This window comes from Streptomyces dengpaensis (genome assembly GCF_002946835.1).
GTDB classification, from domain to species: Bacteria; Actinomycetota; Actinomycetes; order Streptomycetales; family Streptomycetaceae; genus Streptomyces; species Streptomyces dengpaensis.
In genome coordinates this window covers 1,116,320-1,143,319 of the sequence record NZ_CP026652.1, presented here as the reverse complement: position 1 = coordinate 1,143,319, position 27,000 = coordinate 1,116,320, and the positions used below count along the sequence as shown (strand labels likewise).

The window sequence follows — 27,000 nt, the reverse complement described above, 5'->3', positions numbered from 1 at the left end:
CCGATGGCGTACCAGGCAGGAAGGCAGCGGTCCCGGCCGCGACCTGTCCCCGAGAGTCTCGAGGCTCAGGCGTATCTCCAGGACTACGCCGCCCTCCTAGAGGCGGTGCCGTTCCCCTCCGTCGTCTTCGACCACCGCTGGGACGTCGTTCTGTCCAACGCCGCGTTCGAGACACTTTTCGACGGCGTCAGCCCGCATCCGACGGCCATGCCGGGTGACAACTTCCTGCGGTTCGTCCTGTTTCACCCGGACGCGGGCACCGTCCTCGGCGAGCACGAATCGAGCTGGTGCCTGCCGATGCTGGCCCACTTCGCGGCCGCCGTGGAGCGGCACGGCCAGGACCGCGGACTCCAGTCGATCCGCCGGGACATCGCCCAGGACCCGATCATGGACGCCGCCTACCGGCACGGACTGCCGCACTGGATCCGCGCGGTCGGCCCGGACGCCGTCGAGCACGACGGCGCCGTACGCCCGTTGCTGCACCCCGACCCGCGCTGGGGCAGCACGCTCTGCCGGATCGTCGACGACACCCCCAAGACCCTTCAGGACATGGGCTATACGCGGATGACGCTGGTCCCGCGCGAGGGGCGCGGCGCGGCCGCCGGACCGCGCAGGGCACGCAAGACCCGCAACGGGGCGGCGGAACTGCGGGCGGTCTGAGCGTCGGTTACGCAAGTGACTTGCATTACTTGCGCTATTCTTGCGTGCATGACGCGACGACTTGCTCAGGTGGCGAAGAAGGTCGGGGTCAGCGAGGCCACGGTCAGCCGGGTGCTCAACGGCAAGCCCGGAGTCTCCGAGCCCACCCGGCAGGCGGTGCTCTCCGCCCTGGACGTCCTCGGCTACGAGCGGCCCACGCAGCTGCGCGGCGAACGCGCGCGGCTCGTGGGCCTCGTGCTGCCGGAGCTGCAGAACCCGATCTTCCCGGCGTTCGCCGAAGTGATCGGCGGGGCGCTGGCCCAGCTAGGCCTGACCCCCGTGCTCTGCACCCAGACCAAGGGTGGCGTCTCCGAGGCGGACTATGTGGAGCTGCTGCTCCAGCAGCAGGTCTCCGGAGTGGTGTTCGCTGGCGGTCTGTACGCGCAGGCCGACGCCCCGCACGACCACTACCGGCGGCTGGCGGACCGCAACATTCCGGTGGTGCTGGTCAACGCGGCCATAGAGCACCTCGGCTTCCCGGCCGTCTCCTGTGACGACGTCGTGGCCGTGGAGCAGGCCTGGCGTCATCTGGCCTCGCTGGGCCACGAGCGCATCGGGCTCGTGCTCGGCCCCGGCGACCATGTGCCGTCGGCACGCAAGCTGGCCGCGGCGCGGGCGCTCGCCGGGGACCTGCCGGACGAGCGTGTCGCCCGCGCCATGTTCTCGATCGAGGGCGGCCACGCGGCCGCCTCCCGGCTCATCGACCGGGGGGTCACCGGCATCATCTGCGCCAGCGACCCGCTCGCGCTGGGCGCCGTAAGGGCCGTACGGCGCAAGGGACGTGACGTTCCGTCTCAGATCTCCGTCGTCGGCTACGACGACTCCGCGTTCATGAACTGCACGGAGCCGCCGCTCACCACCGTCCGCCAGCCCATCGAGGCCATGGGCAGGGCGGCGGTCGAGCTGCTGAACGCCCAGGTCGGCGGCACGGCCGTACCGGCGGACGAGCTGCTGTTCGAGCCGGAGCTGGTGGTGCGGGGCTCGACGGCGCAAGCCCCGCGAGGCTGATCTCCGGCCTCTGTCAAATAATTACAGAATCTGCGCGACATCTTGCGGACCGATGTCGGCGGTGCTTGAGTGTGCGGCGCCAGGCACGGCGGTTAGCGCTCGCGGGCGCCGCCGTGGGCCTTCCTTGCTTCCGCCCAGAGGGGTCCACCGATGAGAAGCAGCGGGTTCCGCCGTACGTTCGTCGCGCTCAGCATCTGTTCCCTTGCCCTCACCGCCTGCGGGTCGAACGACGACACCGCCGACGATTCAGGGGGCGGCAAGACACGCATCACGGTCAACTGCATGCCGCCCAAGAGCGCCAAGGTCGACCGGCAGTTCTTCGAGCAGGACATCGCCTCCTTCGAGAAGGCCAACCCGGACATCGACGTCGTCGCGCACGACGCGTTCCCCTGCCAGGACCCGAAGACGTTCGACGCCAAGCTCGCCGGCGGCCAGATGGAGGACGTCTTCTACACGTACTTCACCGACGCCAAGCACGTCGTCGACATCAACCAGGCCGCCGATCTCACGCCGTACGTCAAGGAGTTGAAGAGCTACGAGACCATCCAGCAGCAGCTGCGCGACATCTACACCGTCGACGGCAAGATCTACGGCATCCCGCGCACCGGCTACTCGATGGGCCTGATCTACAACAAGAAGCTCTTCGAGGAGGCAGGGCTCGACCCGAACCAGCCGCCCGCCACCTGGGAGGAACTCCGCGCCGCCGCCAAGAAGATCGCCGGACTCGGCAACGGCACCATCGGCTACGCCGACTACAGCGCCCAGAACCAGGGCGGTTGGCACTTCACCGCCGAGCTGTACTCCCAGGGCGGCGACGTCGTCAGCGCCGACGGCAAGAAGGCGACGATCGACACCCCCGTGGGCCGGGCCGTCCTGCAGAACCTGCACGACATGCGCTGGACCGACAACTCCATGGGCAGCAAGCAACTCCTGGTCATCAACGACGTCCAGCAGATGATGGGCTCCGGCAAGCTCGGCATGTACCTCTCCGCCCCCGACAACATCCCGATCCTGGTCAAGGAGAAGGGCGGCAATTACAAGGACCTCGCCCTCGCACCCATGCCCGGCGGCCAGGGCACCCTCATCGGCGGCGACGGCTACATGTTCAACAAGAAGGCGAGTGCCGAGCAGATCCGGGCGGGCCTGAAGTGGCTCGACCACATGTTCCTCACCCCCGGCGACGGCTTCCTCGGCGACTACGTCCGTGCGAAGAAGGCCGACGCACCGGTGGGCCTGCCCGAGCCACGGCTGTTCACCGGCGCCGCCGACGTCAAGGACCAGCAGGTCAAGGAGGCCAACGCCAACGTGCCCGTCGAGAACTACCAGTCCTTTCTCGACGGCAACCAGAACCTCGAGATGAAGATCGAGCCGCCGCACGCCCAGCAGATCTACTCCGTCCTCGACGGGACCGTCTCCGCCGTCCTCACCAAGAAGGACGCCGACATCGACCAGCTCCTGAAGGATGCCTCCGGCAAGATCGACAGCGTTCTGGCCCGGGGCTGACCCCATGACGAAGACCACCGCGCGACCCGTCGAGGCGATCGCGGTACGCCCGGTGCAGGCGCCGCCCCCGGCAGGGGACCGGAGGCGGCGCCGCCTCGCCGACCAGGCCCGCGCCTACGCCTTCCTCCTCGGCGGCCTCGTCTGCTTCGCCCTGTTCTCCTGGTACCCGGCGATCCGCGCCGTCGTGATCGCCTTCCAGAAGTACACGCCCGGCTCGGATCCCGAGTGGGTCGGCGCCGCCAACTTCACCCGCGTCTTCGACGACCCGGAGTTCACGGCGGCCTGGCGCAACACCCTCACCTTCACCCTGCTCGCCCTGCTCATCGGCTTCGCGATCCCCTTCGTGCTGGCGCTCGTCCTCAACGAACTCCGGCACGCGAAGGCCTTCTTCCGCATCGTGGTCTACCTGCCAGTGATGATCCCGCCGGTGGTCACCGCCCTGCTGTGGAAGTGGTTCTACGACCCCGGCGCCGGCCTCGCCAACGAGGCACTGCGCCTCCTGCACCTGCCCACCTCGAACTGGTCCAACGGCGCCGACACCGCACTCGTCTCCCTGGTCATCGTGGCGACCTGGGCCAACATGGGCGGTACCGTCCTGATCTACCTGGCCGCCCTCCAGTCCATCCCCGGCGAGCTGTACGAGGCGGCCGAACTGGACGGCGCGAATCTGCTGCAACGCATCCGCCATGTGACGATCCCGCAGACCAGGTTCGTCATCCTCATGCTGATGCTCCTTCAGGTCATCGCGACGATGCAGGTCTTCACCGAACCGTTCGTGATCACGGGCGGCGGCCCGGAGAACGCCACGGTCACCGTCCTCTACCTCATCTACAAGTACGCCTTCCTCTACAACGACTTCGGCGGCGCCTGCGCGCTCAGCGTGATGCTGCTGGTGTTCCTCGGCATCTTCTCCGCCGTCTATCTGCGGCTCACCCGTACCGAAGGGGAGGACACCGCATGAGTTTCCTGAGTCAACCTCTATGCCGCCAGAGGCTCGTCGGCGGGTGCGTTGATCTTGTCGTTGGCTTGGTGGATGGCGGGGTCGTAGCAGGTTCCGTCGCGCCAGCAGGCCCACATCACGCGCAGCCAGGCACGGGCCAGGATGCGGATGGCGTGGGGGTGTCGCTTCTTGCGGGCTCTGGCGTCGTTGTAGATCTTGGCGGCCCAAGCGCTGCCGTGGCGGCTGTTGTCGACGAAGGTGGTCAGCGCGACGCGGGCCCTGCGGTTGGTCGCGAAGCGGAAGGCGACCGTGCGGGACTTGCCCGAGGCGCGGGTGACGGGGACGACGCCGGCCTCGGCGATGAGCTGTTCGCAGCTCTGGGCGCGTTCCAGGATCGGGCCGATCTCCCCGATGACCTGGCCGAGGCTGACCTTGCCGATGCGCGGCATGGTGGCGAACAATGGCGCGTAGGGATGCGTCCCGGTGGCCTCGGTGATGGCCTTGTCCAGCGTGCGGATGGTCGCGCGTATGCCCTGCACGAGCTGGATTTGGACGCGGACGAGTTGTTCGGCGACGGCATCGCTCAGGCGGGACGCGGCCTTCGGGGCCGAGCGCAGGCGTTCGATGAGGACACTGCCGGGCTTCTTGCCGGAGTAGCCGCGGCGTTTGCACCACGCTTCGAGGCGTCCAGCGGTGAGCTTGGCCGCTTTGGTGGGGGTGGGGTAACGCTCCAGGAAAGCCATGGCGATGTCGCTGTCGAGGTCGGCGAAGACGGCCTTGCCGCCGGGCCAGTGCTCGTCCAGCAGCGAGGCGAGCTGGTTGACAGCGGCGACCTTGGCTTCGATGTGGTCGGCCCGCTGCCGGGTGAGTGCCTGCAGGTCCAAGGTAGCCTGCTCAGTGGGCTCCAGCCGGGGCAGGAGATGCCCGTCGGTGCGCAGGTAGTCGGCGAGTTTCATGCTGTCGCCGGCGTCCGTCTTGGCCTTGGAGGCACCCCAGCGTGCCCGCATCGCGTTGAAGGCGTTGGGGTGGACCGGCACGACGGGGTGGCCGGCGGCGAGCAGTCTGTCGACGGCCAGGCCGCGGCTGGTCTCGATGGCCACGGGCAGATCCGCCGGGGCTCCGTGCTTGCGCAGCCGGGCCAGGGTCTTGGTGAACCCTTCTTCGGTATGGGCGAGTTCCCACCGATCGATGCGCTTGCCGGTGGCGTCCATGACCGTCACGTCATGGGTCTCAGTCGCCCAGTCCCATCCGATGAACACGTGCGTCGTACTCCAAGGCGGTTCGAGGAGCACCTGCCCGGTGGTGAGGTCGTCTGCCGGGAGCTCATTAATCGGCCCTCAGCGGGGCGTGTCCCTGAAGCCGATCAGACGGCCTCGGCCCGGCAGGGCTGGCGGAACTCATGCTGGCCGTCGAACGGCTCGCACACTTGGCCATGCACCCACCGGGACCGAGAGGTCACAACCCTACTCGTGAGGGCTGCAGAAGGGATGGTCCTCTAATGAGCACCCGGACCCTCGTCTCCCCGGCCGCGCTCGCCCGCCCGCGCGGCAAGGCGGTGTACTGGACCGTCTTCACCTCCGTCGTACTCCTCTTCGCACTCGCCTTCCTCTTCCCCGTCTACTGGATGGTGACCGGCGCCGTGAAGTCGCCGGACGAAGTGGCGCGGACCCCACCCACCCTCGTCCCGGAGGGGTGGCACCTCAGCGGCTACACCGACGCCTGGGACCTGATGCAACTGCCGACGCACCTGTGGAACACGGTGGTCCAGGCGGCCGGCGCCTGGCTGTTCCAGCTGGTCCTGTGCACGGCCGCCGCCTACGCGCTGTCCCGGCTGAGGCCGGTCTTCGGCACGGTGATCCTCGGCGGCATCCTCGCCACGCTCATGGTCCCGGCCCAGGCGCTCGTCGTACCGAAGTACCTGACCGTGGCGGACCTGGGCCTGCTCAATGACCCCCTCGCCATCTGGCTCCCGGCGGCCGCCAACGCCTTCAACCTGTATCTACTGAAACGGTTCTTCGACCAGATCCCGCGTGATGTGCTGGAGGCCGCCGAGATCGACGGCGCCGGAAAGCTGCGCATCCTCTGGTCGATCGTCCTGCCGATGTCACGGCCGGTGCTCGGGGTCGTGTCGATCTTCGCGCTGGTCGCGGTCTGGCAGGACTTCCTCTGGCCGCTGATGGTCTTCTCCGACACCGGCAAACAGCCGATCAGCGTGGCACTCGTCCAGCTGTCGCAGAACATCCAGCTGACCGTGCTCATCGCCGCGATGGTGATCGCCAGCATCCCCATGGTCGCGATGTTCCTGATCTTCCAGCGGCACATCATCGCCGGGATCAGCGCGGGCAGCACGAAGGGCTGACACCGCCCCTCTCCGACACAGAAAGGCAGGCACCGTGGGACAGCCCACCCATGCCCTCACGCAGCACGACTGGTGGCGCTCCGCCGTCATCTACCAGGTGTACGTCCGCAGCTTCGCGGACGGCGACGGCGACGGCACCGGCGACCTCGCGGGGGTCCGCGCCAGACTCCCGTACCTCGCCGAACTCGGCGTGGATGCCCTGTGGTTCAGCCCCTGGTACCTGTCGCCGATGAAGGACGGCGGCTACGACGTCGCCGACTACCGCGCCATCGACCCCGCCTTCGGGACGCTCGCCGAGGCGGAGAAACTCATCGCCGAGGCACGGGAGCTGGGCATCCGCACCCTCGTCGACATCGTGCCGAACCACGTCTCCGACCAGCACCCCTGGTTCCGGGCCGCCCTCGCCGGAGGCCCCGAGCGCGAGCTCTTCCACTTCCGTTCCGGACGCGGCGCGCACGGCGAACTCCCGCCCAACGACTGGCCGTCCCAGTTCCTGGGCTCCGCCGAGCCCGTCTGGACCCGGCTTCCCGACGGCGACTGGTACCTCCATCTGTTCACGCCGGAACAGCCCGACCTCAACTGGGCGCATCCGGCCGTCCGCCAGGAGCACGAGGACGTCCTGCGCTTCTGGTTCGAGCGGGGCGTCGCGGGCGTCCGGATCGACTCGGCCGCGCTGCTCGCCAAGGACCCCGCCCTGCCCGACTTCGTCGATGGCCGCGGCCCGCACCCGTACGTCGACCGCGACGAACTCCACGACATCTACCGCTCCTGGCGCGCGGTCGCCGACGCCTACGACGGCATCTTCGTCGGCGAGGTCTGGCTCCCCGACACCGAGCGCTTCGCCCGCTATCTGCGCCCCGACGAACTGCACACCGCCTTCAACTTCTCCTTCCTGTCCTGCCCTTGGGACGCGGCACGGCTGCGTACGTCGATCGACGAGACCCTCGCCGAGCACGCGCCGGTCGGCGCGCCCGCCACCTGGGTGCTCTGCAACCACGACGTGACCCGCACGGTCACCCGCTACGGCCGCGCGGACACCGGATTCGACTTCGCGGCCAAGGCCTTCGGCACCCCTACCGATCTCGCCCTTGGTACCCGCCGGGCCCGGGCCGCCGCCCTGCTGTCGCTGGCCCTGCCCGGCGCCGTCTACCTCTACCAAGGAGAGGAACTCGGCCTGCCCGAGGCCGACATCCCCCTCGACCGCATCGAGGACCCGATGCACTTCCGCTCCGGCGGCACCGACCCGGGCCGCGACGGCTGCCGGGTGCCGCTGCCGTGGGCGGCCGGGGCGCCGTACGCGGGCTTCGGCTCCCGGGACGAACCCTGGCTGCCACAGCCCGCCGACTGGCCCGCCTACGCGGCCGACCGCCAGTCCGAGGACCCCGGCTCGATGCTCCGCCTCTACCGTGCGGCGCTCCGCATCCGCCGCACCACACCGGGCTTCGGCGACGGCCCGCTCAGCTGGCTGCCCGCCCCCGACGGCGTCCTCGCCTTCACGCGCACGGACGGCCTCACCTGCGCCGTCAACCTTTCCGAACGCCCGGTCGACCTCCCGGAACACACCCAACTCCTGCTCAGCAGTGGCCCCTTGGACGACAAGGGCCTGCTCCCGCAGGACACGGCGGTCTGGCTGCACGCCTGAGACCGCCGCGCTCCACCGAGCTATCCCGTACGGCCGGCGGTGTCGCCGGCCCCCCACACGAAGGGATCAGCACATGCACAGCACCAGTCTCAGACCGGTCCGGCGCATTCCGGCCATCGGCGTGGCCGTCGCCCTGGCGGCCGGCACGCTCGTGGCACTCGCCCCCACCGCCCAAGCGGCCGCGGCCGCCGGCGCCGACCTGCCCTTCACCTCGGTGGAAGCCGAGTCCGCCACCTCGACGGGCACGAAGATCGGCCCCGACTACACCCAGGGCACCCTCGCCTCGGAGGCCTCCGGGCGCCAGGCCGTACGCCTCACCTCCGGCCAGCGCGTCGCGTTCACCGTGCCGAGCGCGGCCAACGCGGTGAACGTCTCGTACAGCGTCCCCGACGGCCAGTCGGGCACGCTCGACGTGTATGTCAACGGCACCAAGCTCGCCAAGACCCTCGCCGTCACCTCCAAGTACTCGTACGTGGACACCGGCTGGATCGCGGGCTCCAAGACCCACCATCTCTTCGACAACGCCCGGCTGTTGCTCGGCCAGAACGTCCAGGCGGGCGACAAGGTCGCCTTCCAGTCGACGGGAACCCAGGTCACCGTCGACGTCGCCGATTTCGAACAGGTCGCCGATCCCGTCGGCCAGCCCGCGGGATCGGTGTCCGTCACGTCCAAGGGCGCCGACCCCAGCGGCCAGGGCGACTCCACGCAGGCCTTCCGGGACGCCATCTCCTCGGCCCAGGGCGGAGTCGTCTGGATCCCGCCGGGCGAGTACAAGCTGACGTCCTCCCTCAGCGGCGTCCAGAACGTCACGCTCCAGGGCGCCGGCAGCTGGCACTCCGTGGTGCGCACCTCGCGCTTCATCGACCAGTCCAGCTCCTCGGGCAACGTCCGCATCAGGGACTTCGCGGTCATCGGCGAGGTCACCGAGCGCGTCGACTCCAATCCCGACAACTTCGTCAACGGATCGCTGGGGCCGAACTCCAGCGTCTCCGGCATGTGGCTCCAGCACCTCAAGGTCGGCCTCTGGCTGACGGGCAACAACGACAACCTTATCGTCGAGAACAACCGCTTCCTCGACATGACCGCCGACGGCCTCAACCTCAACGGCAACGCGCGCGGAGTCCGCGTCCGCAACAACTTCCTGCGCAACCAGGGCGACGACGCGCTCGCCATGTGGTCGCTCTACGCGCCCGACACCGACAGCAGCTTCGAGAACAACACCATCACCCAGCCGAACCTCGCCAACGGCATCGCCATCTACGGCGGCACCGACATCGCCGTCAAGAACAACCTGGTCGCCGACACCAACGCCCTCGGCAGCGGTATCGCCATCTCCAACCAGAAGTTCCTCGACCCCTTCCACCCACTCGCCGGAACCATCACCGTCTCCGGGAACACCCTCGTCCGCGCGGGTGCGATGAACCCCAACTGGAACCATCCGATGGGTGCGCTGCGCGTCGACTCGTACGACAGCGCCATCGAGGCGAACGTCAGCATCACCGGCACGACCATCACCGACAGCCCGTACAGCGCCTTCGAGTTCGTGTCGGGCAGCGGGCGCGGCTACGCGACGAAGAACATCACCGTCGACGGCGCCACCGTCGACGAGGCCGGCACCGTCGTCGTCCAGGCCGAATCGCAGGGCGCGGCCACGTTCCGCAACGTCCGGGCGACCGGGGTCGGTGCCGCGGGCATCTACAACTGCCCGTACCCGACAGGCTCCGGCGTGTTCACGCTGACCAACGGCGGCGGCAACTCCGGCTGGGACAGCGTCTGGGCCGACTGCTCCACCTGGCCGCAGCCCGGCTCCGGGATCCCGGACCCTGATCCGAACCGCAACCTCGCCCAGGGCCGCCCGGCGACCGCCACCGGTTCGCAGGACGTCTACACGCCCGGCAAGGCGGTCGACGGCGACGCGAACACCTACTGGGAGTCCGCCAACAATGCCTTCCCGCAGGCCTTGACCGTCGACCTCGGGTCGACCCTGGCCGCCCGCCGCCTCGTCCTGAAGCTGCCGCCCGCCTCCGTCTGGCAGGCGCGCACGCAGACCCTGTCCGTCCTGGGCAGCACCGACGGCTCGTCGTACTCGACGGTCGTCGCGTCGAGGGACTACCGCTTCGACCCGGCGACCGGGAACACGGTGACCGTGTCCCTGCCCAGCGGAACGAACCTGCGCTACCTGCGGCTGCAGGTCACCGCCAACACCGGCTGGCCCGCGGCCCAGTTCAGCGAGGTGGAGGCGTATCTGACTTCGTGACCGGTGTCCCGCGCTTCGCCGCCTGGACCTGCTCGTACACATGGGTCCGCAACTCGGCGAAGCGCGGGGCCACCCGTGTGTGCAACTGGTCGCGCTCGTCAGGGAGATCGACCTTCAACTGTTCCTGGACGACAGTCGGGGAGGCGGAGAGGATCAGCACCCGCTCGCCGAGGTAGACGGCCTCGTCGATGTCGTGGGTCACGAACAGGATCGTGAACCCGCGCCGGCGCCACAGCCCGCGCACCAGGTCCTCCAGATCGGCACGGGTCTGCGTGTCGACCGCCGCGAACGGCTCGTACATCAGCAGCACCTCGGGCTCGTACGCCAGCGCGCGGGCAATGGCGACACGCTGCTGCATGCCGCCCGAGAGCTGCCACGGGTACGCCTTCGCGGCATCCGTCAGCCCGACCGACTCCAGCGCGTCGGCGACCAGTTCCTGTCGCCGCGTTTTGCTCAACGGATTCTGTTTGAGGGGGAGTTCGACGTTGTCGCGCACCCGCATCCAGGGGAACAGGCTCTGCCCGTACTCCTGGAACACAAACGCCATCCCGGGCGGTGGCCCGCTCACCGGGCGCCCGGCCAGGCGGACTTCACCCGCCGTCGGGGTGAGCAGCCCGCCCACGCACTTCAGCAGGGTCGTCTTGCCGCAGCCCGACGGGCCGACCAGACAGACGAGTTCGCCGGCCTCGACGGTGAAGGTGAGGTCGCGGACCGCCTCCACCCGCCGCCCCGACCCCTCGTAGACCTTCTGCAGCCCGGATACGGCAAGAAACGCGTGCATGGACCGCCCTTTCACGAGGTTCACGGCAGCCGCTCGACACCGACTCAAGCGCCCCGGAGGCGAACCGAGCCTTGAAAGGGAGGCGGCGCGCAGACCGTGGTACCAGCCGAGCACCCGCCGCTCGACCAGCTGGAAGACGACGGAGAGCAGGAAGCCGAGCAGACCGAGCAGCAGGGTGCCGGTCCACATGTCGGGGATCGCGAAGCCGCGCTGGAACTGGAACTCTTGGACGACAGGCCGCGTTGCCCCTCCTCCAGTGCGATGGCGATCATTCGGCGCCTTCGGCGTCTGACCGAGGGCCGGGCACCGAAGGCCGGGACTTCAACGGCCTCACCCGCTGGCATGACCGGATGAGGCCGCCGATGCCCTCAGGTCATGGCGCCGAACGCGCCCGCGAAGTACACCAGTGGCCGGGCTTCCACCTGGTGCTCGAAGTGTCGGGCGTCGCCGACGAAAATGGTGTGGTCCCCTCCGGGGAATGCCGCCGACACATCGCACACGACGGAGGCGATGGCGTCCTTGAGCACCGGAACACCGTGCTCCTCGCTGACACTCACGCCTGCGAACTTGTCCTTCTTGGAGGTCGCGAAGTTCTTGGCGAGCGCTTGACCGCCTTCCCCGAGGATGTTGACGGCGAATCGTCCGTGCTCGGCGATCGCGCCACGGGTGAAGAGGCGGTTGCTGATGCAGACGATCAGCTGCAGGGGGTCCATCGAAAGGGACGTGACGGCACTGGCCGTCATGCCGATCGGGGCGTCCCCCGACCGGGTAGTGATGACGCTGACCCCCGAGGCGAGTCGGCTCATCGTGGCCCGGAAGGCGTGCTTCATGTCAAGGGTTTCGGGCATCTCAAGGCTCTCGGACATCGGTAGACCTCCCTGAAGATTGATCTGAGCCCTGTGTTGTGGGTGAGTTGGAGCGTGCTCCAGCGCCCGTTAACGACGGGGAAACTGACGTGATCCATGCAGCGAAGCGGGTGTTGCGTGTGTTCCGGGTGGTGGCGGCGGGTCAATGCCGCAGCCGGTCCACCAGGTCCCTGATCTCTCTCGAGGGCTCTACGCTCCGGTCGGCCGGAAGTCTTGCCATGGGAAACCGCTTTTCACCACAGGCAACGCTCACCGGCGAGGGCTCAGCCCTGGTCGGGGGCGAGAACGAAGGTGTGCCGGAGCAAGGTGTAGGGCTGGTCCGTGCGGTCGCTGTACGGTCCGGTTCCGGCTTCGTGGGAGGCGAAATCGACCACGAGCGAGTCCTTGACGCCGAAGACCGGGTCCTGCTCCAGGTACAGGTCGTCGGACGGAAACAGCATCGTCGTCACCCGCTGGAAGCCGGGCGCGTCGATGACCACGTGGACATGAGCGGGGCGCATCAAGGACCGGTCCGCGACCCGCATGAGCTCGCCCACCGTTCCGTCCCCCGGAATCGGGTAGCTCGCCGGGCGGATGGAACGAAAGGCGAAGCCACCCTCGCCGTCACTCCGCAGCAGGGCGCGCATCGCGGTCTCCTGCAGGCCCGGGACATCGACGTCGTAGTGGCCGTCGGCGTCGCTGTGCCACACGTCGACAGCCGCGTCGGCGACCGGCTCGCGCTTGTGATCGGTCACCAGACCCTCGAAGAAGAGCGGGGTACCCGTGAGGCCCCCGGAGATGTCGGCGGCGTGGGAGTGCTCCGGCCGGTCCTCGCGGAAGTAGGGGCCGATGACGCTGTTCTCGGTGGCCACCGACTCGCGCTGGTGGTTCAGCGCGTCCACCAGCATGGTGACGCCCAGGACATCGGAGAGCAGGATGAACTCCTGCCGCGTCGGGGTGCACAGGTGACCGGTGCGGGTGAGGAAGTCGATGCCGGTGGCCCACTCTTCTTCGGTCAGTCCTACTTCGCGGACGAAGGCATGGGCGTGACGGACGAGCGCCTCGAGGATCTCGGCGGTACGGGGGTCCTTGGCGCCGTCCAAGGTGGCGATCACCGCATTGGTGATGGTTTCACTGTTGGGGTCACGCATGAGGGGCTCCCTGGTGATGAAGCTGTTGTGGTGGAAAGTGCGCAGGAGAGGATCAGGCTGCGGGGCGTTCGCCGCCCCATGCCCGGGTCAGCAGCGCCCTGGCCGATGAGCGGTCCACCGGGCGCGGATTCCAGTAGGCGTTCTGGACGATCAGGTCGGCTGCCTGGTCGATCCTCGCTTCCGGCATGCCCAGGTCCCTCAAGGCGCGGGGGGCGCCGAGTTCTCCGACGAAGTCGAAGAGAGCGGCCGCTGTACCGCCCTCGGAGCCGGGAAGCGTGCGTGCGATGCGCTCGACGGCATCGGGCGCGGCTGCCGCGTTGAAGGCGAGGACATGCGGAAGCACCACCGTGTGCGTCTCGGCATGCGGCAGATTGAACGTGCCACCCAGCACATGACACACCTTGTGATGCAGCGCCATCCCGACTGACCCGAGGCAGGTACCGGCCAGCCAAGCGCCGTACAGTGCCCCGGCGCGTGCCTCCGGGTCGTCCGGGCGCCGTATCACCGCCGGCAGGCAACGGATCAGTGCGTCGACCGCCTCACCGGCCATGAGGTTCGCGATGGGGTCGTGGTCCTGTCCGTAGAGCGCCTCCACCGCGTGCGCCAGGGCGTTGACGCCGCTGACCGCAGCCACGGCGGGAGGAAGCGTCAGCGTCAGGTCGACGTCGTACACCACGGTCCTGGGGAGGACCTCGGGCAGTCGTCGCGTGGTCTTGCGGGCGCCTTCGGTCTCCCCCAGGATCGGAGTCATCTCCGATCCCGCGTACGTCGTGGGCAGCGCCAGCTGCGGAAGTCCGGTCCTGGCCGCGATGGCCTTGCCGAGACCGATCGTGGATCCTCCTCCGACGGTGAGCACACCATCGGCCTTGACCGACTGGACGTACGCCACCGCCTTCTCCGTGACCTCGACCGGTGTGTGCATGGTCGCCTCGGCGAAGTGCCCGACCGTCGCTGCGCCCAGGAGGTCACCCATCTCGGCAGCCTGCCCCGCCTGGTTCGGGGTGGACAGCACCACCATGCGCTCGCAGCCCATGAGCACGACCTCGTCGGGGATACGGCTGCGTGTCCCCCTGCCGAACACCACCTTGGTGACTTGTCCCCGATGAACGAACGCTTGCATCAGAATTCCTCACTCTGACACCGACTCATGCATTCCGGACAAACATTTCCGCTTCGCCAACTGTGAGCAGATCAACGGCGCCGTCGGCCAGCCCGCGACGGCCTGATCCAGGGCCAATGCCCCAGGCCGACCACGCCCTTGCCCACCGTCAGGCACTCACACTCCCAACTACGTGACAACGCCCGTTGAGGGCATCCAGACCGCGTTCATGGACGGCCTCCTGAATCGCCGGCGGGCGAAGCACGCTGCCGATGTGCCCGGCCCGCGGGATCTTGCGGGCCGAGCACATCGGTGGCGGTCATGCGTCCTGGGTCTTGATGTAGTCGGGCTGATCCTTGTCGTCCAGCGAGAAGCCCTGATTGGCATCGGCCGCCCGAGCGCGCGCAGGCTCGCCGGCGACGGAAGTCACCGAGGCGAACAACTCCTTCCGCTCGGCGACGGCGCGTGCGGTCATCTCGTCGGAGGTGCCGAGACCGATTGCCTCGCGGGCCAGTTCAGTGATGGAGCCGCCGGGGTCGGTCGAGATGCGCTGCATCGTCAGCAGCTTGATGAGGAACAACGGCGTGCCCTGGAACCTCTCGAACGACCTGAAGCGTCCGGCCCAGTCGCTGAGGAACCGGTCCTGGACGAACTTGAAGAGCCGCACCTTGTCGTGCGCGCTCAACGTCGTGCCGTGGAACATCTCCAGAAGCCTGGTGCCGATCTCGGGAACCTCGAAATCCTTGTCGCTCGGCGACAACACCGCTGAGCGGCCGCACATCTCCACGATCTTCTCCGTCAGCCGGCCCACGTTCTCGAGGTAGTGCGCGCGGCCGAAGTCGTAGAAGATGTTGTTCGGCTTGCACAGCCCCCTGGGAGTCACGAACGCGGTCGTCTCCGAAGCGATGGTGAAGGCGCGCAGCGTCTCGTGGAAGCGGACGAGGTCGGCGATGTCGGATCCCACGACCGGGTGCTGAAGCGTTCCCGTTGTCTGTGCGATGAGGACCGCCAGTCCGGTCATGAGCTCCGCGTTGACGATCATGTGGTGCAGGGTGTCGGCGTGCTCGAAATCGAACGTACGCTGCGCATACAGCCTGGAGTGATCGACGTCGCCCAGGTGGTAGATGTGCTCCCACGGGATGAGGACGTCATCGAAGTACGTCATGGAGTCGAGCTCGTCGCCGAGGCTTGACAGAGGCCGCTCGAAGGCGGACTCGGCGGGTGTGGCGTTGGAACGGCGTCCCACGTGCGTGATCTTCGGGTGGTTCACGGGGACGCTCGCCCAGATGATGTGCTCCGGTTCTGTCCCGGGCTTCACTATGTTGCCGAGCAGTATCGTGTCGGCAAATATGACCGCGGTGGAGACTCCCTTCCAGCCTTCGACCACGATGCCTTCGTCATTGCGCTCCTTGACGCGGAGCATCGGGTTGCGTGCGGCCGCCTCGGGGTCCGAGCGGTCGCGCTGCACGTCGTTGAGCAGGGGGACCGTCCAGAGGTCCGCGTCGCGGTTGGCCTCGAAGTCCGTGATGATGTTGCGGGCGAGGTCGACGGTCGCGGGCGTGTCCTTGGACAGCTCAGCCCAAGGGGCGGTGTCGTCCACGAGGGCGTACCAGTTGCCGTTGTTGCTCTGGGGGAGGCGGCCGAACGCGCCGCCGCCAAAGCTGCGGATCACCTGGTTGGCGTAGTCGCGCCGTCGTTCGAGGTCGTGCTGGTTTCGCGGATACAACCAGCCGATCGGGCGTCGCGTGCCGTCCTCGTCGACGAAGGTCAGGGAGGCCTCGTTTTCGGGCTCGTGATGCATGTCGTAGAAGCGCGCGGCCTGCGCGGCGTATCCACGGGTCAGAGGATGCTTGGTCACATCCTCGATGCGCTCACCATCGATGAAGACGTTACGCCCGTCACGCAGAGATTCCAGGTACTCGGCACCGGTTCTCATGGTCATGCCTCCAGTTCTCCAGGGATGCGGCTCATCGTCGCGGTTAAGGCGTTAACCAAACCGCGAACAGGGTGTTAGCTTGGTGTTTAACCGTCGATCTTGCATGAGGGTTCGTCAGCTCGCTGACGGACCTTTTCTGCTTGTTGGGAGCGGAGATTTCAGCTTGTGGGCAGGTTGATGGCCCTGCTGTCGCGTCGGGTGGGCGCCGGGTTCCACGGCTCCGGTCGGGGTGGTGCTGCTCGTAAGGGCGGGAAGCTGCTGGTCAGCCGGGGTTCGGAAGCGCTGCGAGGCCCGTCAGGCCATCGCTGATCACTGTTGTCCAGGGCCAGTGCTTCGCGAGGCGGAGGATGCGGCGCCGGCCGGTGGTGACGAGTTGGGCGGCGGCGGAGAACAGCCGCAGCCTCAGGCGCTTGGGTTCCCTCAGCTGGGCGGGGCCGGTCAGGGACAGCATCGGCATCCAGGCCAGCAGGTCGAGGGCGATCTGGACGATCTCCAGCCAGACCTGGTTCTGCGCGGTGTCGTGGAGAGGCAGGTTGGTAAGGCCGGTTGAGCGGGCGGTGCGGATACGGTCCTCGGCGCGGGCCAGCTCGCGACCACGATCATCTGCCCGCCGGCGTTCGGGGCATCGGGCCCGGCCAACCGGCAGCAGCGCCGCGAATTGGTCCCAGAGGGGTTCGGTCAGCCAGGATGGCAGGGCAGGCACAGGTCTCCCGGTGATCACAGAGCGTCGCAACTCCATGATCAACAGGCCCTGTGCCTGTTCTACTTCCGAGGTATCCCATCGCGCCTATCTGCACGAGCCCTTATCGGCGCAGTTGGGTGACAAGTCGGCGAACCTCGTTGGACGGCGCGACGTCGAGCTCCCTCATCCGTGCGACGTACCGCTGATAAAGCGCCAACACTGCGTCATCGCTGCCGCTGGCATACTCAAGCTGGATCGCGAGCTGCCAGGCCTGCTCGCGGTAGGGATCCTCGCGGAGCACATAGTCGACCAGACCCTTCGCCTCACGAAGACGGTTCAATCGATAGGCCAACTTGGCTGCGTCGACTCTGGCCGACAGCAAGATCTCGGTCAGAGCCACGCGACGCTCCGCGGCCCATGTGTCTGACACCGTAGCCAGAAAAGCGCCCCTCTCTGCACTGCTGAGGGCGTGCAAGAGCGTCTGGAGTCGAACCTCTCCGTGTTGCCTTCCGGCTTGCGCGATAATGTCAACAGCTCGCTGGGCCGAGCCCATCGCCAGCTCCGGGCCAACCAAACTGAAGACATCCCCATCCTGCGACGGCCCAAGGTCTGCGGGGAGCGCCTGGCGAAGCCGGAAGAGGGCCTGGCGCAGGTAGCTTCGGCCGGCAGCATCGTTGCGGCCGTCGAAGAGCGCGCCGAGAAGCTCATCGCGTGTAGCCCTCCGGTCAGGGCTTACGAGCAGATAGCTGAGCAGCTCAACACTCTTCGTCAGGCGGGGCTGGACCACATTCCCGTCGACCGTGAGAATCGGCTCTCCGAACTCCTCGAGGACGAGACGTGGCGCACTCACATTCACGCGCACGGGGTGCCGGCCCGAGAGCACGGCGAGGACCTCGTGATAGCTCGACATGCGACTGGGCTTGGTGTCCGCCGCCCTGATCGCAACCGATGGCATGTCCGCCAACGCTGTCAGCAGCAAGTGATGAGTCCCGTGGGTCGAGGCAGAGACGATGGCCAGCTCTGCCGTGGCGTCGGACTCATCCTCGAGGCCGAGCCGCCATTGCGCCTCGGCCAGGTACACCGCAGCCGTCGGGAGATCGAGCTGACGGTCTCCTCTCTGCATACTCAGCAGGCATGCCGAGAGATGCTCCTGCGCCTCAGCATCTCTGCCTTGCAGCAGCATGGAAAGACCCGTCCAAAGCTGCCACGTCTCGCGCGTCAGGGCATAGTCCAAGGCGCCGTTGGCAGCCGCCGCCGCTAGCACGCGGTCGGCACGTTGCCTGTTGCCTTCGAGGCGCAGCCACAGCTTGGCTTCAGCGAGAAGGCTCATGTTCCAGTACACCTTCGAGCCTGTTGACGCAATGAGGTCCCGCCCCCGCTTAAGCAAGGACCAGGCTTCTTCTCCGCGGCCAAGGTCCAGCATGAGATCGACGGCGTCGACGCCCTGCAACCAAACCGGCTGCGACGAACCGCGACGAGGCTCGTACATAGCCATCGCGGCTTCCAAGCGCCCTGTGGCGCGCAATGCAGCAACGACCCAGGGACCCCCGAGGATAGTGCGCCACGGGTCGAACGTGCCTGGGTCGTCGAGTCCGTCAAGGCGACCGCGGATGAAGGCCAGGCGCATCAGCAAACCGTCGAGTGGGCCGGAGGGCATCGTTGAGAATTCCGGGAAGGGTGGCGGCTCCTCGCCGGTTGCGCCCGCGATCAACGTGTCGGCGATGCGCCGGTTCCGACCAGGTGGCAGCTGGTCGCCGACGGATCGGGCCTCGTCGATCCGTCCGGAGTGCCAAAGGGACCAACAAGCCAGGACGCGGGCCTCCTCCGAGTTGGGAGCCCCCAGCTCTGGAAGCCAGTCATAGCCGTGCCGATCGATGAACTCAACTCCGCGACCCCATTGCTCCAGTGCAAAGGCAACGTGCAAGACGACGGATCCGATCTCCGGAGTCGGGGTCCGGACCGACGCACCCAGTGCATCGAGCCAACGTGCCGCCAGGGCGAAGTCCATCCGCGCAACCAGGCTTGGGAGGGCGGCGGCGGCCAACCGCCCAGCCGCCTCCACATCGCCGAGCCGAAGCAGCTCATCGACGGCTTCCTCGTGCGCGCCGTTGGCGATCAGGACTTCTGTGTGTCTGCGACGCACCTCGCCGATCGTCTTGGCGTCCTCCCGTTCGAGAGCCACCTGTAGGAAGTCGCGGAACATGGGGTGGGGCGTCATGCGCGAACCATCGGCGGACCACGTGACCGGAAGATATCGGCCCCGCAGGTCGGCCATGATGTGCGCTGCATTCTCCTGGCCCAGTGCCCGGGCTCCGTCGACCGATATCTCGCCCAACGGGCTCGTATGAAGCAGTAACGTTCGTTCGGCCAGGGAAAGCGAGTTGAATATGTTTGCGGCGACGTAGGAGTGTAGTGAGTCAGGATCCATCTCGCGAGACCGGGCGTGGCGCCACCCCTTGAACAAGACGCCGGTTACCCATCCCTCCGTCGCGGCTACGGCCTGCGCGGGGTCCACGTCGACGTCACCGACTGTTCGAAGTGCCGCGCTCGCCTCCTGGACGTCGAAGGCAAGGTCGGTCTCGACCAGCTCGCCGACCCGGTCGCGCTCGCTGGTCGAGCCCAAGTCGAGCTGGACGTCGACGCGCGAGATCAGTACGAGGTTCGCGTCGGACGGCAGGTAGCGGGCGAAGGAGGACAGCACCGCGGTGCAGCTCTCGTCGGAAGCGATTCGCTCCACGTTGTCGCAGACCACAATGAGCCGACTGCCCTGCAGGCTTTCGGCAAGCAGTCCAGCTGCCTCACCGATCTGAAGGCTGCTGCTCAGAGCATCCGAGGCGACATCCGCTGCACTGGAGACTATGTCCTCGACAGCCGCCTCGATATAGACGAGCAGCCGCCCCGCCGCCTGCTCCGTCCCGTCGAGCGACACCCAGGCAACAGGCCTCTCGAGGTCGCGAAGAGCCTGAACGACCGCGGTTGTCTTGCCAGCACCGGCGGTCGCAAAGACTTTCACCACCGTGTGGCGGTCGAGGAGCTCGTGTATGCGTTGGCTGAGCCTCTGGCGGTAGACAACCTCTTTCGCAGGCTCGGGGATTGCGAGTTTCCGTCTGATGATCGTGCGGTGGTGACGACCTGGTGTCTTCGGCCTGCTCGATCGACCGGGTTCGGATTCAATCATCGGAGCAACTTCGAGGATGTCCGGCGGAGCAGACTCCTGTCCCAGCACCCCAGGCCAAGCGTTCCGACATCGCCCAACCTCCGCGCTCCTTAGTGCTCCTCCTGGAGTCTAGGTGAACCGGCCCGGGTTCGGTAGAGACCCCGGACTGTCCCGCGTTGGGTGGAGTCGAGTCATGGCACGACCCTCTCCTACCCGCTTGAGCTGCGTCGCCGTGCGGTGCGCATGGTTGCCAGGGAAGCGTCGAGCGCCTGACGCACGGTCATCTCAGCTCCCTGAGCCGGCCCGTTCTCCGAGACGTGCTCGGCCGGCTGCATGCGCTGGACCGCAGGCGCTGCAGGCTCGGGAGCCGGCGCCCCCACGCAAGCACAGGTCAGAAAGGTGCGCTAGCTGTACCACTGGTTCCTGGCGAAAGCGGTCATGTGAGGCATGGATGCGGCTCCCGTCTCTCGTGGTGGTGGCATCGTCGGCGAGGTCACCAAGGGGCCGCAATGCCGCGCGCACGGGTGCGACGCCGGAACACCCGGCATTGCGGCCCCTCTTGAGGGCGTAGCCGTCACCGGTGGATTACGACGGGCAGCCGGAGTCGGCGATCACGAAGTAGCCGGGGGAGGTCTCCTCGAGGGTGTGTGTGACGAAGACGTTGTACAGGCCCATGGACTGGTTGGAGCCGTTGGCGTAGACGTAGCCCATGCTCTGGTGGGCACGGCCGGCGGCCACGTGGTTGTAGTTGTTGTCGGTGTAGCACTGGTGGGTGGCGCCGGTGGTGGCCGCCTGCACGGCGGCGGAGGACGCGCCGGCCTGGCCGGAGCCGTCCACGGCGGCGACCGTGTAGCTGTAGGTCGTGCCGGGGGCGAGTCCGGTGTCGGTGAAGGAGGCCGCGGACGGCGTGCCGGCCTGGCTGCCGCCGCGGTAGACACGGTAGGAGGCCGCGCCGTCGACCGCGTTCCAGGTCAGGGACACCGAGGAGTCGGTGGTGGCGGTGACGGTGAGCCCGGACGGCGCGGGCAGGGTGCCGCCTCCGTCGGGCGCGGCCAGCCCCCAGGACCGACCGATCCAGTACGAGGCGCAGATGTTCGCGTCCGGGATGTACTGGCTCGCGGTGCCGCACTGCGTGACCCCGCTGCCCGGGTCGACCGGCTGGCCGTGGCCCATGCCCGTGATGCTGTACGACTCGACGACGGCACGGCCGGAAGCGTTTCTGTAGACCTTGTGCGGATAGCCCTGGACGGTGTCGCTGAGGTCCGCGACCGCGTCGGTGCCGTGGACATGGGTCCACTGCTCGACGATCTCGGTCATGTTCATCGGAGCGACGGTGGAGTCACTGGAGCCGTGCCACACCGACACGGTCGGATACGACCCCGCGTACGAGGGGTACGCGGCGCGGACTTTGTCGCCCCACTGCTGCGCGCCCAGATTGGAGCCGGGGTTCATACAGCTGAAGGCCTCCGCGACGCTGCGGGCGCAGTCGAACGGGAGGCCGGCGAGCACCGATGCCCCGGCGAAGACGTCCGGGTAGGAGGCCGCCATGACCGAGGTCATCGCTCCACCGGCGGAGAGGCCGGTGACGTACACACGCGAGGCGTCGGTGCCGTGGTCGGCGGCCATCCTGTCGACCATCTGCTTGACGGACAGCGCCTCGCCCTGGCCGCGCGAGAAGTCGGAGGACTGGAACCAGTTGAAGCAGGAGTTGGCGTTGTTGGCGGCCTTCTGCTGAGGCAGCACCAGAGCGAAGCCCCAGGTGTCGGCCCACTTCGTCCAGCCGGTCTCGTTGTCGAAGGCGGCCGCGGACTGGGTGCAGCCGTGCAGGGCGACCACGAGCGGGCGGCCGGCAGGCAGCCCGTCGGGAACGTAGCGGAACATCTGCAGGTTGCCGGGGTTGGAGCCGAACCCGGTCACCTCGGTCAGGCTCGCGGCCTGCGCGGCCGGTGCGGGGAGGAGCCCCAGGACGAGGGCGATCAGGGACAGGACGAGCGACGCCGCTGACATGCGACGCGAGCGTGGTCTACGAGCGGGACGCGTCAGTGGAACGCTGGAAGAGGGGGAATTCATGGTGCCGCCTTGGTGATTGCGCGGGATGGAAGGCCGGGCGCGAAAGGGAGGGGAGAACCGGGTTCCCCGAACCACAACCTCACCTCAGGGAACAGGAGTTGACCAGATCGCCCGAGCCGGGCCGGGGAACGGTTCCGCTCGCCGGGGGCGCGTCACGGTGCTCCACCCAGGCCGTCATCGCGGTGAACGCGGCGCGATAGCAGGGCAGGATGGGCCGCAGCCGGTCCGGGTGGGAGTTGTAGAGGCTGTCGACGTGGGTGCCGCCCTCGACCGTGTAGTAGCGGTGCAGGCCGGCTCGGCCCTGATCGGCGATCATGTCCGCGTACACATCGGACTGGACGCCGATGGGCAGGAGCGTGTCCATGTCGCCGTGCAGGGTGATCATCGGCTTCGCTATGCGGCCCGTGAGGGAGATCCGCTGGACGGCGTCGTGGACCGCGCGGGGCCGGGCGGCGTAGTCGTACATGGCGTCGGAGGAGCAGGGGGCGAGGATCTCCTCGAGGGTCGAGCCCGCCGAGGCGCCGGGACAGGCCGGGTCGTAGGCAGGGTCGAACTCCGCGCGGTAGATCTTCTGGGTCAGCCCCCAGTAGGCCTTCTCGTGGTACGGCCACAGGAACTCGGAGCCGCGGGTGAACCCGGCCGCGTACATGTCCTCGTCGCTCGCCCGCCCCTGCTGACGGGCGATGGCGGTCGGCAGGAGGGTGAACAGGTTCGGCCCCTGGGGCCGCCAGAGGGTGCCTTCCCAGTCGACGCCGCCGTCGTAGAGTTCCGGGTGGTGTTCCAGCTGCCAGCGCGTGAGGTAGCCGCTGTTGGAGATGCCGGTCATGTACGTGCGGCGGGGGGCCTTGCCGTATCTCTGCGCCACCACCGCCTTGGCGGCGCGGGTGAGCTGTGTGGTGCGCCGGTGCCACTCGGCCTGGGCGTCGCCCGGGCGTCTGCCGTCGGTGTAGAAATCCGGGCTGCTGTTGCCCTTGTCGGTGGAGGCGAAGGCGTAGCCCTGGGCCAGCACCCAGTCGGAGACGAGGGTGTCCATCGAGTACTGCTTGCGCACGCCGGGGGCTCCGGTGACGACCAGCTTGCCGTTCCACTTCTCGGGCAGCCGGATGACGAACTGGGCGTCGTGGTTCCAGCCGTGTGTGGCGTTCAGGTGCGAGGTGTCCGGAAAATAGCCGTCGATCTGTGTGCCGGGCACGCCCGAGGGGTTGTGCGTGCCCTGTGCGGTGAGGCCGGCCTGGTCGGTGGTGTCGGTGTACTGCGTGCCGGCCAGCGCGCTGGTCGTCAGGTCGTCGTGGCAGGAGACCCGCTGCAACTCGGCGCCGGGCACACTGATGTGGCCGTGTGTGGCGCACTGTCCGGTGGGGTGGCCGACGGCTCCCGCAGGGGCGCCGGCGGTGGCCGCCGCTGCCGTCAGGACCGCCGTGGTGAGGAAGGCGAATCGTTGTCTCAGGCGCATGGTTCGAGGGCCTCCGGTTCCGAGGGTGCGGGTGCGGGTACGGGGGGAGTCCGCAGCGCGTGCTCGGGCGCCGCGGACGTGCTGGTGGAGCAGTCGACGTGCCCGTGCTCAGCCGTGCCGGCGCGTCAGGAGTCGAACCGGGCGCGCAGCGCTTTCTTGTCGAACTTGCCGACCCCCGTCCGCGGGATGGCCTCCATGACCTCGATGCGGTCGGGAAGCTGCCAGCGCGCGAAGCCGCTGCGCTCCAGGTGGTCGCGTATACGGTCGAGCGTGACCGTGCTGCCCGGTCGGGTGGCGACACAGATCAGCGGGCGTTCCTGCCACCTGTCGTCGGGGACGGCGATGACCGCGGCCTCGGCGACCTCGGGCAGTGCCATGACGGCCGACTCCATGTCCACGGAGGAAATCCATTCGCCCCCGGACTTGATGAGGTCCTTGGCGCGGTCGGCGATGACGACGTAGCCGTGCGGGGAGCCGATGGCGATGTCACCCGTGCGGAACCAGCCGTCCTCGGTGAAGCCGGCCGCTCCCTCGTCCCCGAGGTAGGAGTTGGCGACCCAGGGTCCGCGGACCAGCAGGTCGCCCATCGACTCGCCGTCCCAGGCGACGGAGTTGCCCTCCTCGTCGCGGATGTCCATCTGCACGCCGGGCAGCGGCAGCCCTGCCCGGGTGCGTACGGCGTCGGTGATCCGCTGCTCGTCCCAGTCGCGCATCCGCTCCTTGGGCCAGGCCAGCGAGGCCAGCGGGGACGTCTCGGTCATGCCCCAGACCTGGATCAGGGGGATGCCGAAGTCGCGGCGGTAGCGTTCGATCAGCGAGCGCGGCGGGCGGGCGCCTCCGCACAGCAGATGCCGCAGCTCCGGCAGCCCGCCCCGGGCCTCGATCTCATCGGCGACCGACATCCAGATCGTCGGCACCCCGGCGGCGACCGTGACCCGCTCGGCGGCCATCAACTCGACCAGCGCGGCCGGATCCAGGGGACCGCTGGAGAAGACCTGCTTGGCGCCGTACGGGGTGGCGGTGTAGGGCATGCCCCAGGCATTGGCGTGGAACATCGGTACGACCGGCAGGACGCAGTCGCCGGGGCCGATCGCCATGGCCGCCTGGGAGGAGGCGGCAATGGCGTGCAGCACGGTGGAACGGTGCGTATAGACCACACCTTTGGGGCGGCCGGTGGTGCCGGAGGTGTAGCACAGGCCGAGCGGAGCGATCTCGTCGATGTCGCGCGGCGGGTACGCGGACGGCCGGCCGGCGATCAGCTCCTCGTAGGCCGACACACCCGGCAGCGTGGTCTCGGGGACGGTGTCGCCGAGCACGACGAGGTGCCGGACGCCCTCCAGCCCGCCTCGTGCGTGCACCTTCTCCAGCAGCGGCAGCAGGTCGGGGTCCACCAGGATGGCGCGGTCGTCGGCGTGCCTGATGACGTACGTCAGGTCCTCGGGTGACAACCGCAGGTTGAGGGTGTGCAGGACGCGTCCGGTGCAGGGCACGCCCCAGTACGCCTCCAGGTGCCGGTAGCTGTTCCAGGCCAGGGTCGCCACCCGTTCGCCCGGCTCCAGGCCCAGGGCGTCCAGAGCGTGCATCAGCTGCTGGGCCCGGCGGGCGAAGTCGGCGTAGGTGTAGCGGTGCACATGGCCGTCAGGGAACCGCGTGGCCACCTCGGTGTCAGGAAAGTAACGCGGGGCGTGGCCGAACAGCAGCCACGTGTTGAGCGGGGTCTCCATCATTGCCATGGCGCACATCGTCACCGGACGGCAGCGGCCCGGCCACGGAGGAAACCCACGGTCCGGGGGTGCCCGGAGTGGAGCAGATTCCCACCCCGCCGCAGTGGCAGCCGCCGAGAGCCGGGAAGAATCCCACAATCGCCGGGGGCGTGGTCTGGAGTTTGTCTCCGTAGCCGCCGGGGGTGGCCGAATTTAACGTCTGCGTCACATCGGCATCCGCCGACGTACCCCCGCGCAGCCGAGGTCGTCATGAGACAGTCGCGCGCCCTTCTGGTCACACACGGCCTGGCCAAGGAGTTCCAGGGCTTCCGCGCCGTGAACGAGGTGGACCTGAGCGTCGTCGAAGGCACCGTACACGCCCTGGTGGGCCCCAACGGGGCGGGCAAGACCACACTGTTCAACCTGCTCACCGGATTCCTCAGACCGTCGGGCGGGCGCATCACCTTCGCCGGGCACGATGTCACCGGACAGCCGCCCGAGCGCATCGCCCGCCTCGGCGTGGCCCGCTCCTTCCAGGTCACCAGCCTCTTCCCGCAGATGACGGCCCGTGAGCACGTGGAGCTGGCGCTGCAGTCCGGCACCGGTCTGGGACGCCGCCTGTGGCGCAGCGACAAGCTGATGCGCCGCTTCTCCGGCCGTGCCGCCGAACTCCTCGACGAGGTCGGCCTGGTCCGGCTGGCCGAGCGGCCCGCCGGAAGCCTGCCGTACGGGCAGAAACGCGCTCTGGAGCTGGCCATCGCGCTGGCGCTGGATCCGCAGCTGCTCCTGCTGGACGAGCCGACGTCAGGGATGGGCCTGGAGGACGTCGACCGGACCACGGCGCTGATCGCCCGTATCCGCGCCGGCCGCACCGTGGTGATGGTCGAGCACAACATGAGCGTCGTCGGCTCACTCGCCGACACCGTCACCGTCCTGCAGCGCGGCGAAGTGCTCGCCGAGGGCCCGTACGACCAGGTGAAGTCCGATCCGCAGGTCATCGAGGCGTACTTGGGAGCCGACGTTGCTTGAGATCGAGGGCGTCAGCGCCCGCTACGGCGAGGCGAAGGTCCTGCACGACGTGTCCCTGCGGGTCGGCGAGGGGGAGGTGGTCACCCTCGTGGGGCGCAACGGCGCGGGCAAGACCACGCTGCTGCGCTGCGTCATGGGCCTGCACCGGTCGATGTCGGGCCGGGTGCGGTTCGCGGACCGCGACATCACCACGACACCCCCGCACCGGCGGGCCCGCCTCGGCCTGGGTTTCGTCCCCGACGACCGCGGCATCTACGCGGCCCTGTCGGTGGAGGAGAACCTCACTCTTCCACCGGTCAAGGGCAGCCCCCCGTGGCCGCTGGAACGGATCTACGACACGTTCCCGGTGCTGGGGGCCCGTCGCCGTTTCCCCGGTGGCAAGCTCTCCGGCGGCGAGCAGCAGATGCTCGCGCTCGCCCGTGTGCTACGGGCCGGTGCGCGCCTCCTGCTGTGCGACGAGCCGACCGAAGGGCTCGCCCCGGTCGTCGTCCAGCGCATCGGCGAGATCCTGCGCGAGGCGAAGGAACACGGTGTGGCCGTGCTGCTCGTGGAGCAGAACCTGCGGTTCGCCACCACGGTCGCCGACCGCCACTACCTCGTCGCACAGGGCCGGATCGTCGAATCGCTGGACAACACCGGCGTACGGGAACGCGAGGGCGAACTCCTCGCCCACCTCGGCCTGTGAT

The 27,000-nt window shown here is 68.3% G+C and carries 19 protein-coding genes and 2 pseudogenes; 9 read left to right on the top strand and 12 right to left on the bottom strand.

All coding sequences use genetic code 11. The features are described from left to right. The first annotated feature begins 3 nt into the window (after positions 1-3). The 4 genes from C4B68_RS05305 (at position 4) to C4B68_RS05290 (ending at position 4,171) form a co-directional block, all read left to right on the top strand. Positions 4-660, top strand: coding sequence for an MmyB family transcriptional regulator (locus C4B68_RS05305; protein ID WP_167459011.1), 657 nt, complete (start codon positions 4-6; stop codon positions 658-660). Between the two features lie 48 nt (positions 661-708). Continuing rightward, a complete protein-coding gene (locus C4B68_RS05300; RefSeq protein ID WP_180289290.1) occupies positions 709-1,707 on the top strand; it encodes a LacI family DNA-binding transcriptional regulator in 999 nt (332 codons plus the stop codon). A gap of 150 nt (positions 1,708-1,857) precedes the next feature. Continuing rightward, positions 1,858-3,210 carry an ABC transporter substrate-binding protein gene (locus C4B68_RS05295; protein ID WP_099502689.1) on the top strand — a complete coding sequence of 451 codons (1,353 nt, stop codon included), beginning with the start codon at positions 1,858-1,860 and terminating at the stop codon, positions 3,208-3,210. Between the two features lie 4 nt (positions 3,211-3,214). Then, a complete protein-coding gene (locus tag C4B68_RS05290; protein WP_104879959.1) occupies positions 3,215-4,171 on the top strand; it encodes a carbohydrate ABC transporter permease in 957 nt (318 codons plus the stop codon). A 17-nt stretch (positions 4,172-4,188) separates the two neighbouring features. On the opposite strand, the gene C4B68_RS05285 is transcribed toward C4B68_RS05290, so the two are convergent. Beyond that, complete coding sequence (locus tag C4B68_RS05285) at positions 4,189-5,409, bottom strand: IS110 family RNA-guided transposase (RefSeq protein ID WP_104880064.1); 1,221 nt, start codon at positions 5,407-5,409, stop codon at positions 4,189-4,191. Between the two features lie 239 nt (positions 5,410-5,648). Between C4B68_RS05285 and C4B68_RS05280 the strand changes: the two genes are divergently transcribed. From C4B68_RS05280 to C4B68_RS05270, 3 genes are all read left to right on the top strand, one after another. Next, positions 5,649-6,509, top strand: coding sequence for a carbohydrate ABC transporter permease (locus C4B68_RS05280; protein WP_104879958.1), 861 nt, complete (start codon positions 5,649-5,651; stop codon positions 6,507-6,509). A gap of 34 nt (positions 6,510-6,543) precedes the next feature. After that, entirely contained in the window at positions 6,544-8,151 is a 1,608-nt protein-coding gene (locus C4B68_RS05275; protein ID WP_099502359.1) for a glycoside hydrolase family 13 protein, read from the top strand. A gap of 73 nt (positions 8,152-8,224) precedes the next feature. After that, positions 8,225-10,408, top strand: coding sequence for a discoidin domain-containing protein (locus C4B68_RS05270; RefSeq protein WP_099502360.1), 2,184 nt, complete (start codon positions 8,225-8,227; stop codon positions 10,406-10,408). Here the strand turns inward: C4B68_RS05270 and C4B68_RS05265 are convergent. The 11 genes and pseudogenes from C4B68_RS05265 to C4B68_RS05220 form a co-directional block, all read right to left on the bottom strand. Then, on the bottom strand, positions 10,377-11,189 hold the full coding sequence (locus C4B68_RS05265) for an ABC transporter ATP-binding protein (protein ID WP_099502497.1): 813 nt from the start codon (positions 11,187-11,189) through the stop codon (positions 10,377-10,379). The genes C4B68_RS05270 and C4B68_RS05265 overlap by 32 nt on opposite strands. 368 nt (positions 11,190-11,557) lie before the next feature. After that, on the bottom strand, positions 11,558-12,055 hold the full coding sequence (locus C4B68_RS05260; protein ID WP_240634182.1) for a flavin reductase family protein: 498 nt from the start codon (positions 12,053-12,055) through the stop codon (positions 11,558-11,560). A gap of 263 nt (positions 12,056-12,318) precedes the next feature. Continuing rightward, positions 12,319-13,185, bottom strand: coding sequence for a dioxygenase family protein (locus C4B68_RS05255; protein WP_099502361.1), 867 nt, complete (start codon positions 13,183-13,185; stop codon positions 12,319-12,321). A gap of 52 nt (positions 13,186-13,237) precedes the next feature. Continuing rightward, positions 13,238-14,305, bottom strand: a complete 1,068-nt coding sequence (locus C4B68_RS05250; RefSeq protein ID WP_099502362.1) for a maleylacetate reductase — start codon at positions 14,303-14,305, stop codon at positions 13,238-13,240. A gap of 298 nt (positions 14,306-14,603) precedes the next feature. After that, positions 14,604-16,226: a 4-hydroxyphenylacetate 3-hydroxylase N-terminal domain-containing protein gene (locus C4B68_RS05245; RefSeq protein ID WP_099502363.1), complete on the bottom strand. Its 1,623-nt coding sequence runs from the start codon at positions 16,224-16,226 to the stop codon at positions 14,604-14,606. Between the two features lie 256 nt (positions 16,227-16,482). Beyond that, positions 16,483-16,818: pseudogene (locus tag C4B68_RS05240) on the bottom strand (transposase); the annotation flags it as partial. Then, a pseudogene (locus C4B68_RS44625) lies at positions 16,816-16,923 on the bottom strand (IS5/IS1182 family transposase); the annotation flags it as partial. The pseudogenes C4B68_RS05240 and C4B68_RS44625, both read right to left, overlap by 3 nt. A gap of 100 nt (positions 16,924-17,023) precedes the next feature. Continuing rightward, positions 17,024-20,080, bottom strand: a complete 3,057-nt coding sequence (locus C4B68_RS05235) for an AfsR/SARP family transcriptional regulator (protein WP_104879957.1) — start codon at positions 20,078-20,080, stop codon at positions 17,024-17,026. A gap of 564 nt (positions 20,081-20,644) precedes the next feature. Next, positions 20,645-22,066, bottom strand: coding sequence for an extracellular catalytic domain type 1 short-chain-length polyhydroxyalkanoate depolymerase (locus C4B68_RS05230; RefSeq protein ID WP_099502364.1), 1,422 nt, complete (start codon positions 22,064-22,066; stop codon positions 20,645-20,647). Between the two features lie 142 nt (positions 22,067-22,208). Next, positions 22,209-23,582, bottom strand: a complete 1,374-nt coding sequence (locus C4B68_RS05225; protein ID WP_099502365.1) for a tannase/feruloyl esterase family alpha/beta hydrolase — start codon at positions 23,580-23,582, stop codon at positions 22,209-22,211. A gap of 125 nt (positions 23,583-23,707) precedes the next feature. Beyond that, complete coding sequence (locus C4B68_RS05220) at positions 23,708-25,315, bottom strand: long-chain fatty acid--CoA ligase (RefSeq protein WP_099502366.1); 1,608 nt, start codon at positions 25,313-25,315, stop codon at positions 23,708-23,710. 240 nt (positions 25,316-25,555) lie between these two features. Between C4B68_RS05220 and C4B68_RS05215 the strand changes: the two genes are divergently transcribed. Then, complete coding sequence (locus C4B68_RS05215; protein WP_099502367.1) at positions 25,556-26,314, top strand: ABC transporter ATP-binding protein; 759 nt, start codon at positions 25,556-25,558, stop codon at positions 26,312-26,314. Then, on the top strand, positions 26,307-26,999 hold the full coding sequence (locus tag C4B68_RS05210) for an ABC transporter ATP-binding protein (protein ID WP_099502368.1): 693 nt from the start codon (positions 26,307-26,309) through the stop codon (positions 26,997-26,999). Before C4B68_RS05215 ends, C4B68_RS05210 begins: the two co-directional genes overlap by 8 nt. The last annotated feature ends 1 nt before the right edge of the window (position 27,000 follow it).

What these genes read in the sequence shown, in the direction of transcription:
- C4B68_RS05305 (WP_167459011.1), top strand. Translation starts at nt 4, where the DNA reads ATGGCGTACCAGGCAGGAAGGCAGCGGTCCCGGCCGCGACCTGTCCCC.
- C4B68_RS05300 (WP_180289290.1), top strand. Translation starts at nt 709, where the DNA reads ATGACGCGACGACTTGCTCAGGTGGCGAAGAAGGTCGGGGTCAGCGAG.
- C4B68_RS05295 (WP_099502689.1), top strand. Translation starts at nt 1,858, where the DNA reads ATGAGAAGCAGCGGGTTCCGCCGTACGTTCGTCGCGCTCAGCATCTGT.
- C4B68_RS05290 (WP_104879959.1), top strand. Translation starts at nt 3,215, where the DNA reads ATGACGAAGACCACCGCGCGACCCGTCGAGGCGATCGCGGTACGCCCG.
- C4B68_RS05280 (WP_104879958.1), top strand. Translation starts at nt 5,649, where the DNA reads ATGAGCACCCGGACCCTCGTCTCCCCGGCCGCGCTCGCCCGCCCGCGC.
- C4B68_RS05270 (WP_099502360.1), top strand. Translation starts at nt 8,225, where the DNA reads ATGCACAGCACCAGTCTCAGACCGGTCCGGCGCATTCCGGCCATCGGC.
- C4B68_RS05265 (WP_099502497.1), bottom strand. Translation starts at nt 11,189, where the DNA reads ATGCACGCGTTTCTTGCCGTATCCGGGCTGCAGAAGGTCTACGAGGGG.
- C4B68_RS05260 (WP_240634182.1), bottom strand. Translation starts at nt 12,055, where the DNA reads ATGTCCGAGAGCCTTGAGATGCCCGAAACCCTTGACATGAAGCACGCC.
- C4B68_RS05255 (WP_099502361.1), bottom strand. Translation starts at nt 13,185, where the DNA reads ATGCGTGACCCCAACAGTGAAACCATCACCAATGCGGTGATCGCCACC.
- C4B68_RS05250 (WP_099502362.1), bottom strand. Translation starts at nt 14,305, where the DNA reads ATGCAAGCGTTCGTTCATCGGGGACAAGTCACCAAGGTGGTGTTCGGC.
- C4B68_RS05245 (WP_099502363.1), bottom strand. Translation starts at nt 16,226, where the DNA reads ATGACCATGAGAACCGGTGCCGAGTACCTGGAATCTCTGCGTGACGGG.
- C4B68_RS05235 (WP_104879957.1), bottom strand. Translation starts at nt 20,080, where the DNA reads ATGATTGAATCCGAACCCGGTCGATCGAGCAGGCCGAAGACACCAGGT.
- C4B68_RS05230 (WP_099502364.1), bottom strand. Translation starts at nt 22,066, where the DNA reads ATGTCAGCGGCGTCGCTCGTCCTGTCCCTGATCGCCCTCGTCCTGGGG.
- C4B68_RS05225 (WP_099502365.1), bottom strand. Translation starts at nt 23,582, where the DNA reads ATGCGCCTGAGACAACGATTCGCCTTCCTCACCACGGCGGTCCTGACG.
- C4B68_RS05220 (WP_099502366.1), bottom strand. Translation starts at nt 25,315, where the DNA reads ATGGCAATGATGGAGACCCCGCTCAACACGTGGCTGCTGTTCGGCCAC.
- C4B68_RS05215 (WP_099502367.1), top strand. Translation starts at nt 25,556, where the DNA reads ATGAGACAGTCGCGCGCCCTTCTGGTCACACACGGCCTGGCCAAGGAG.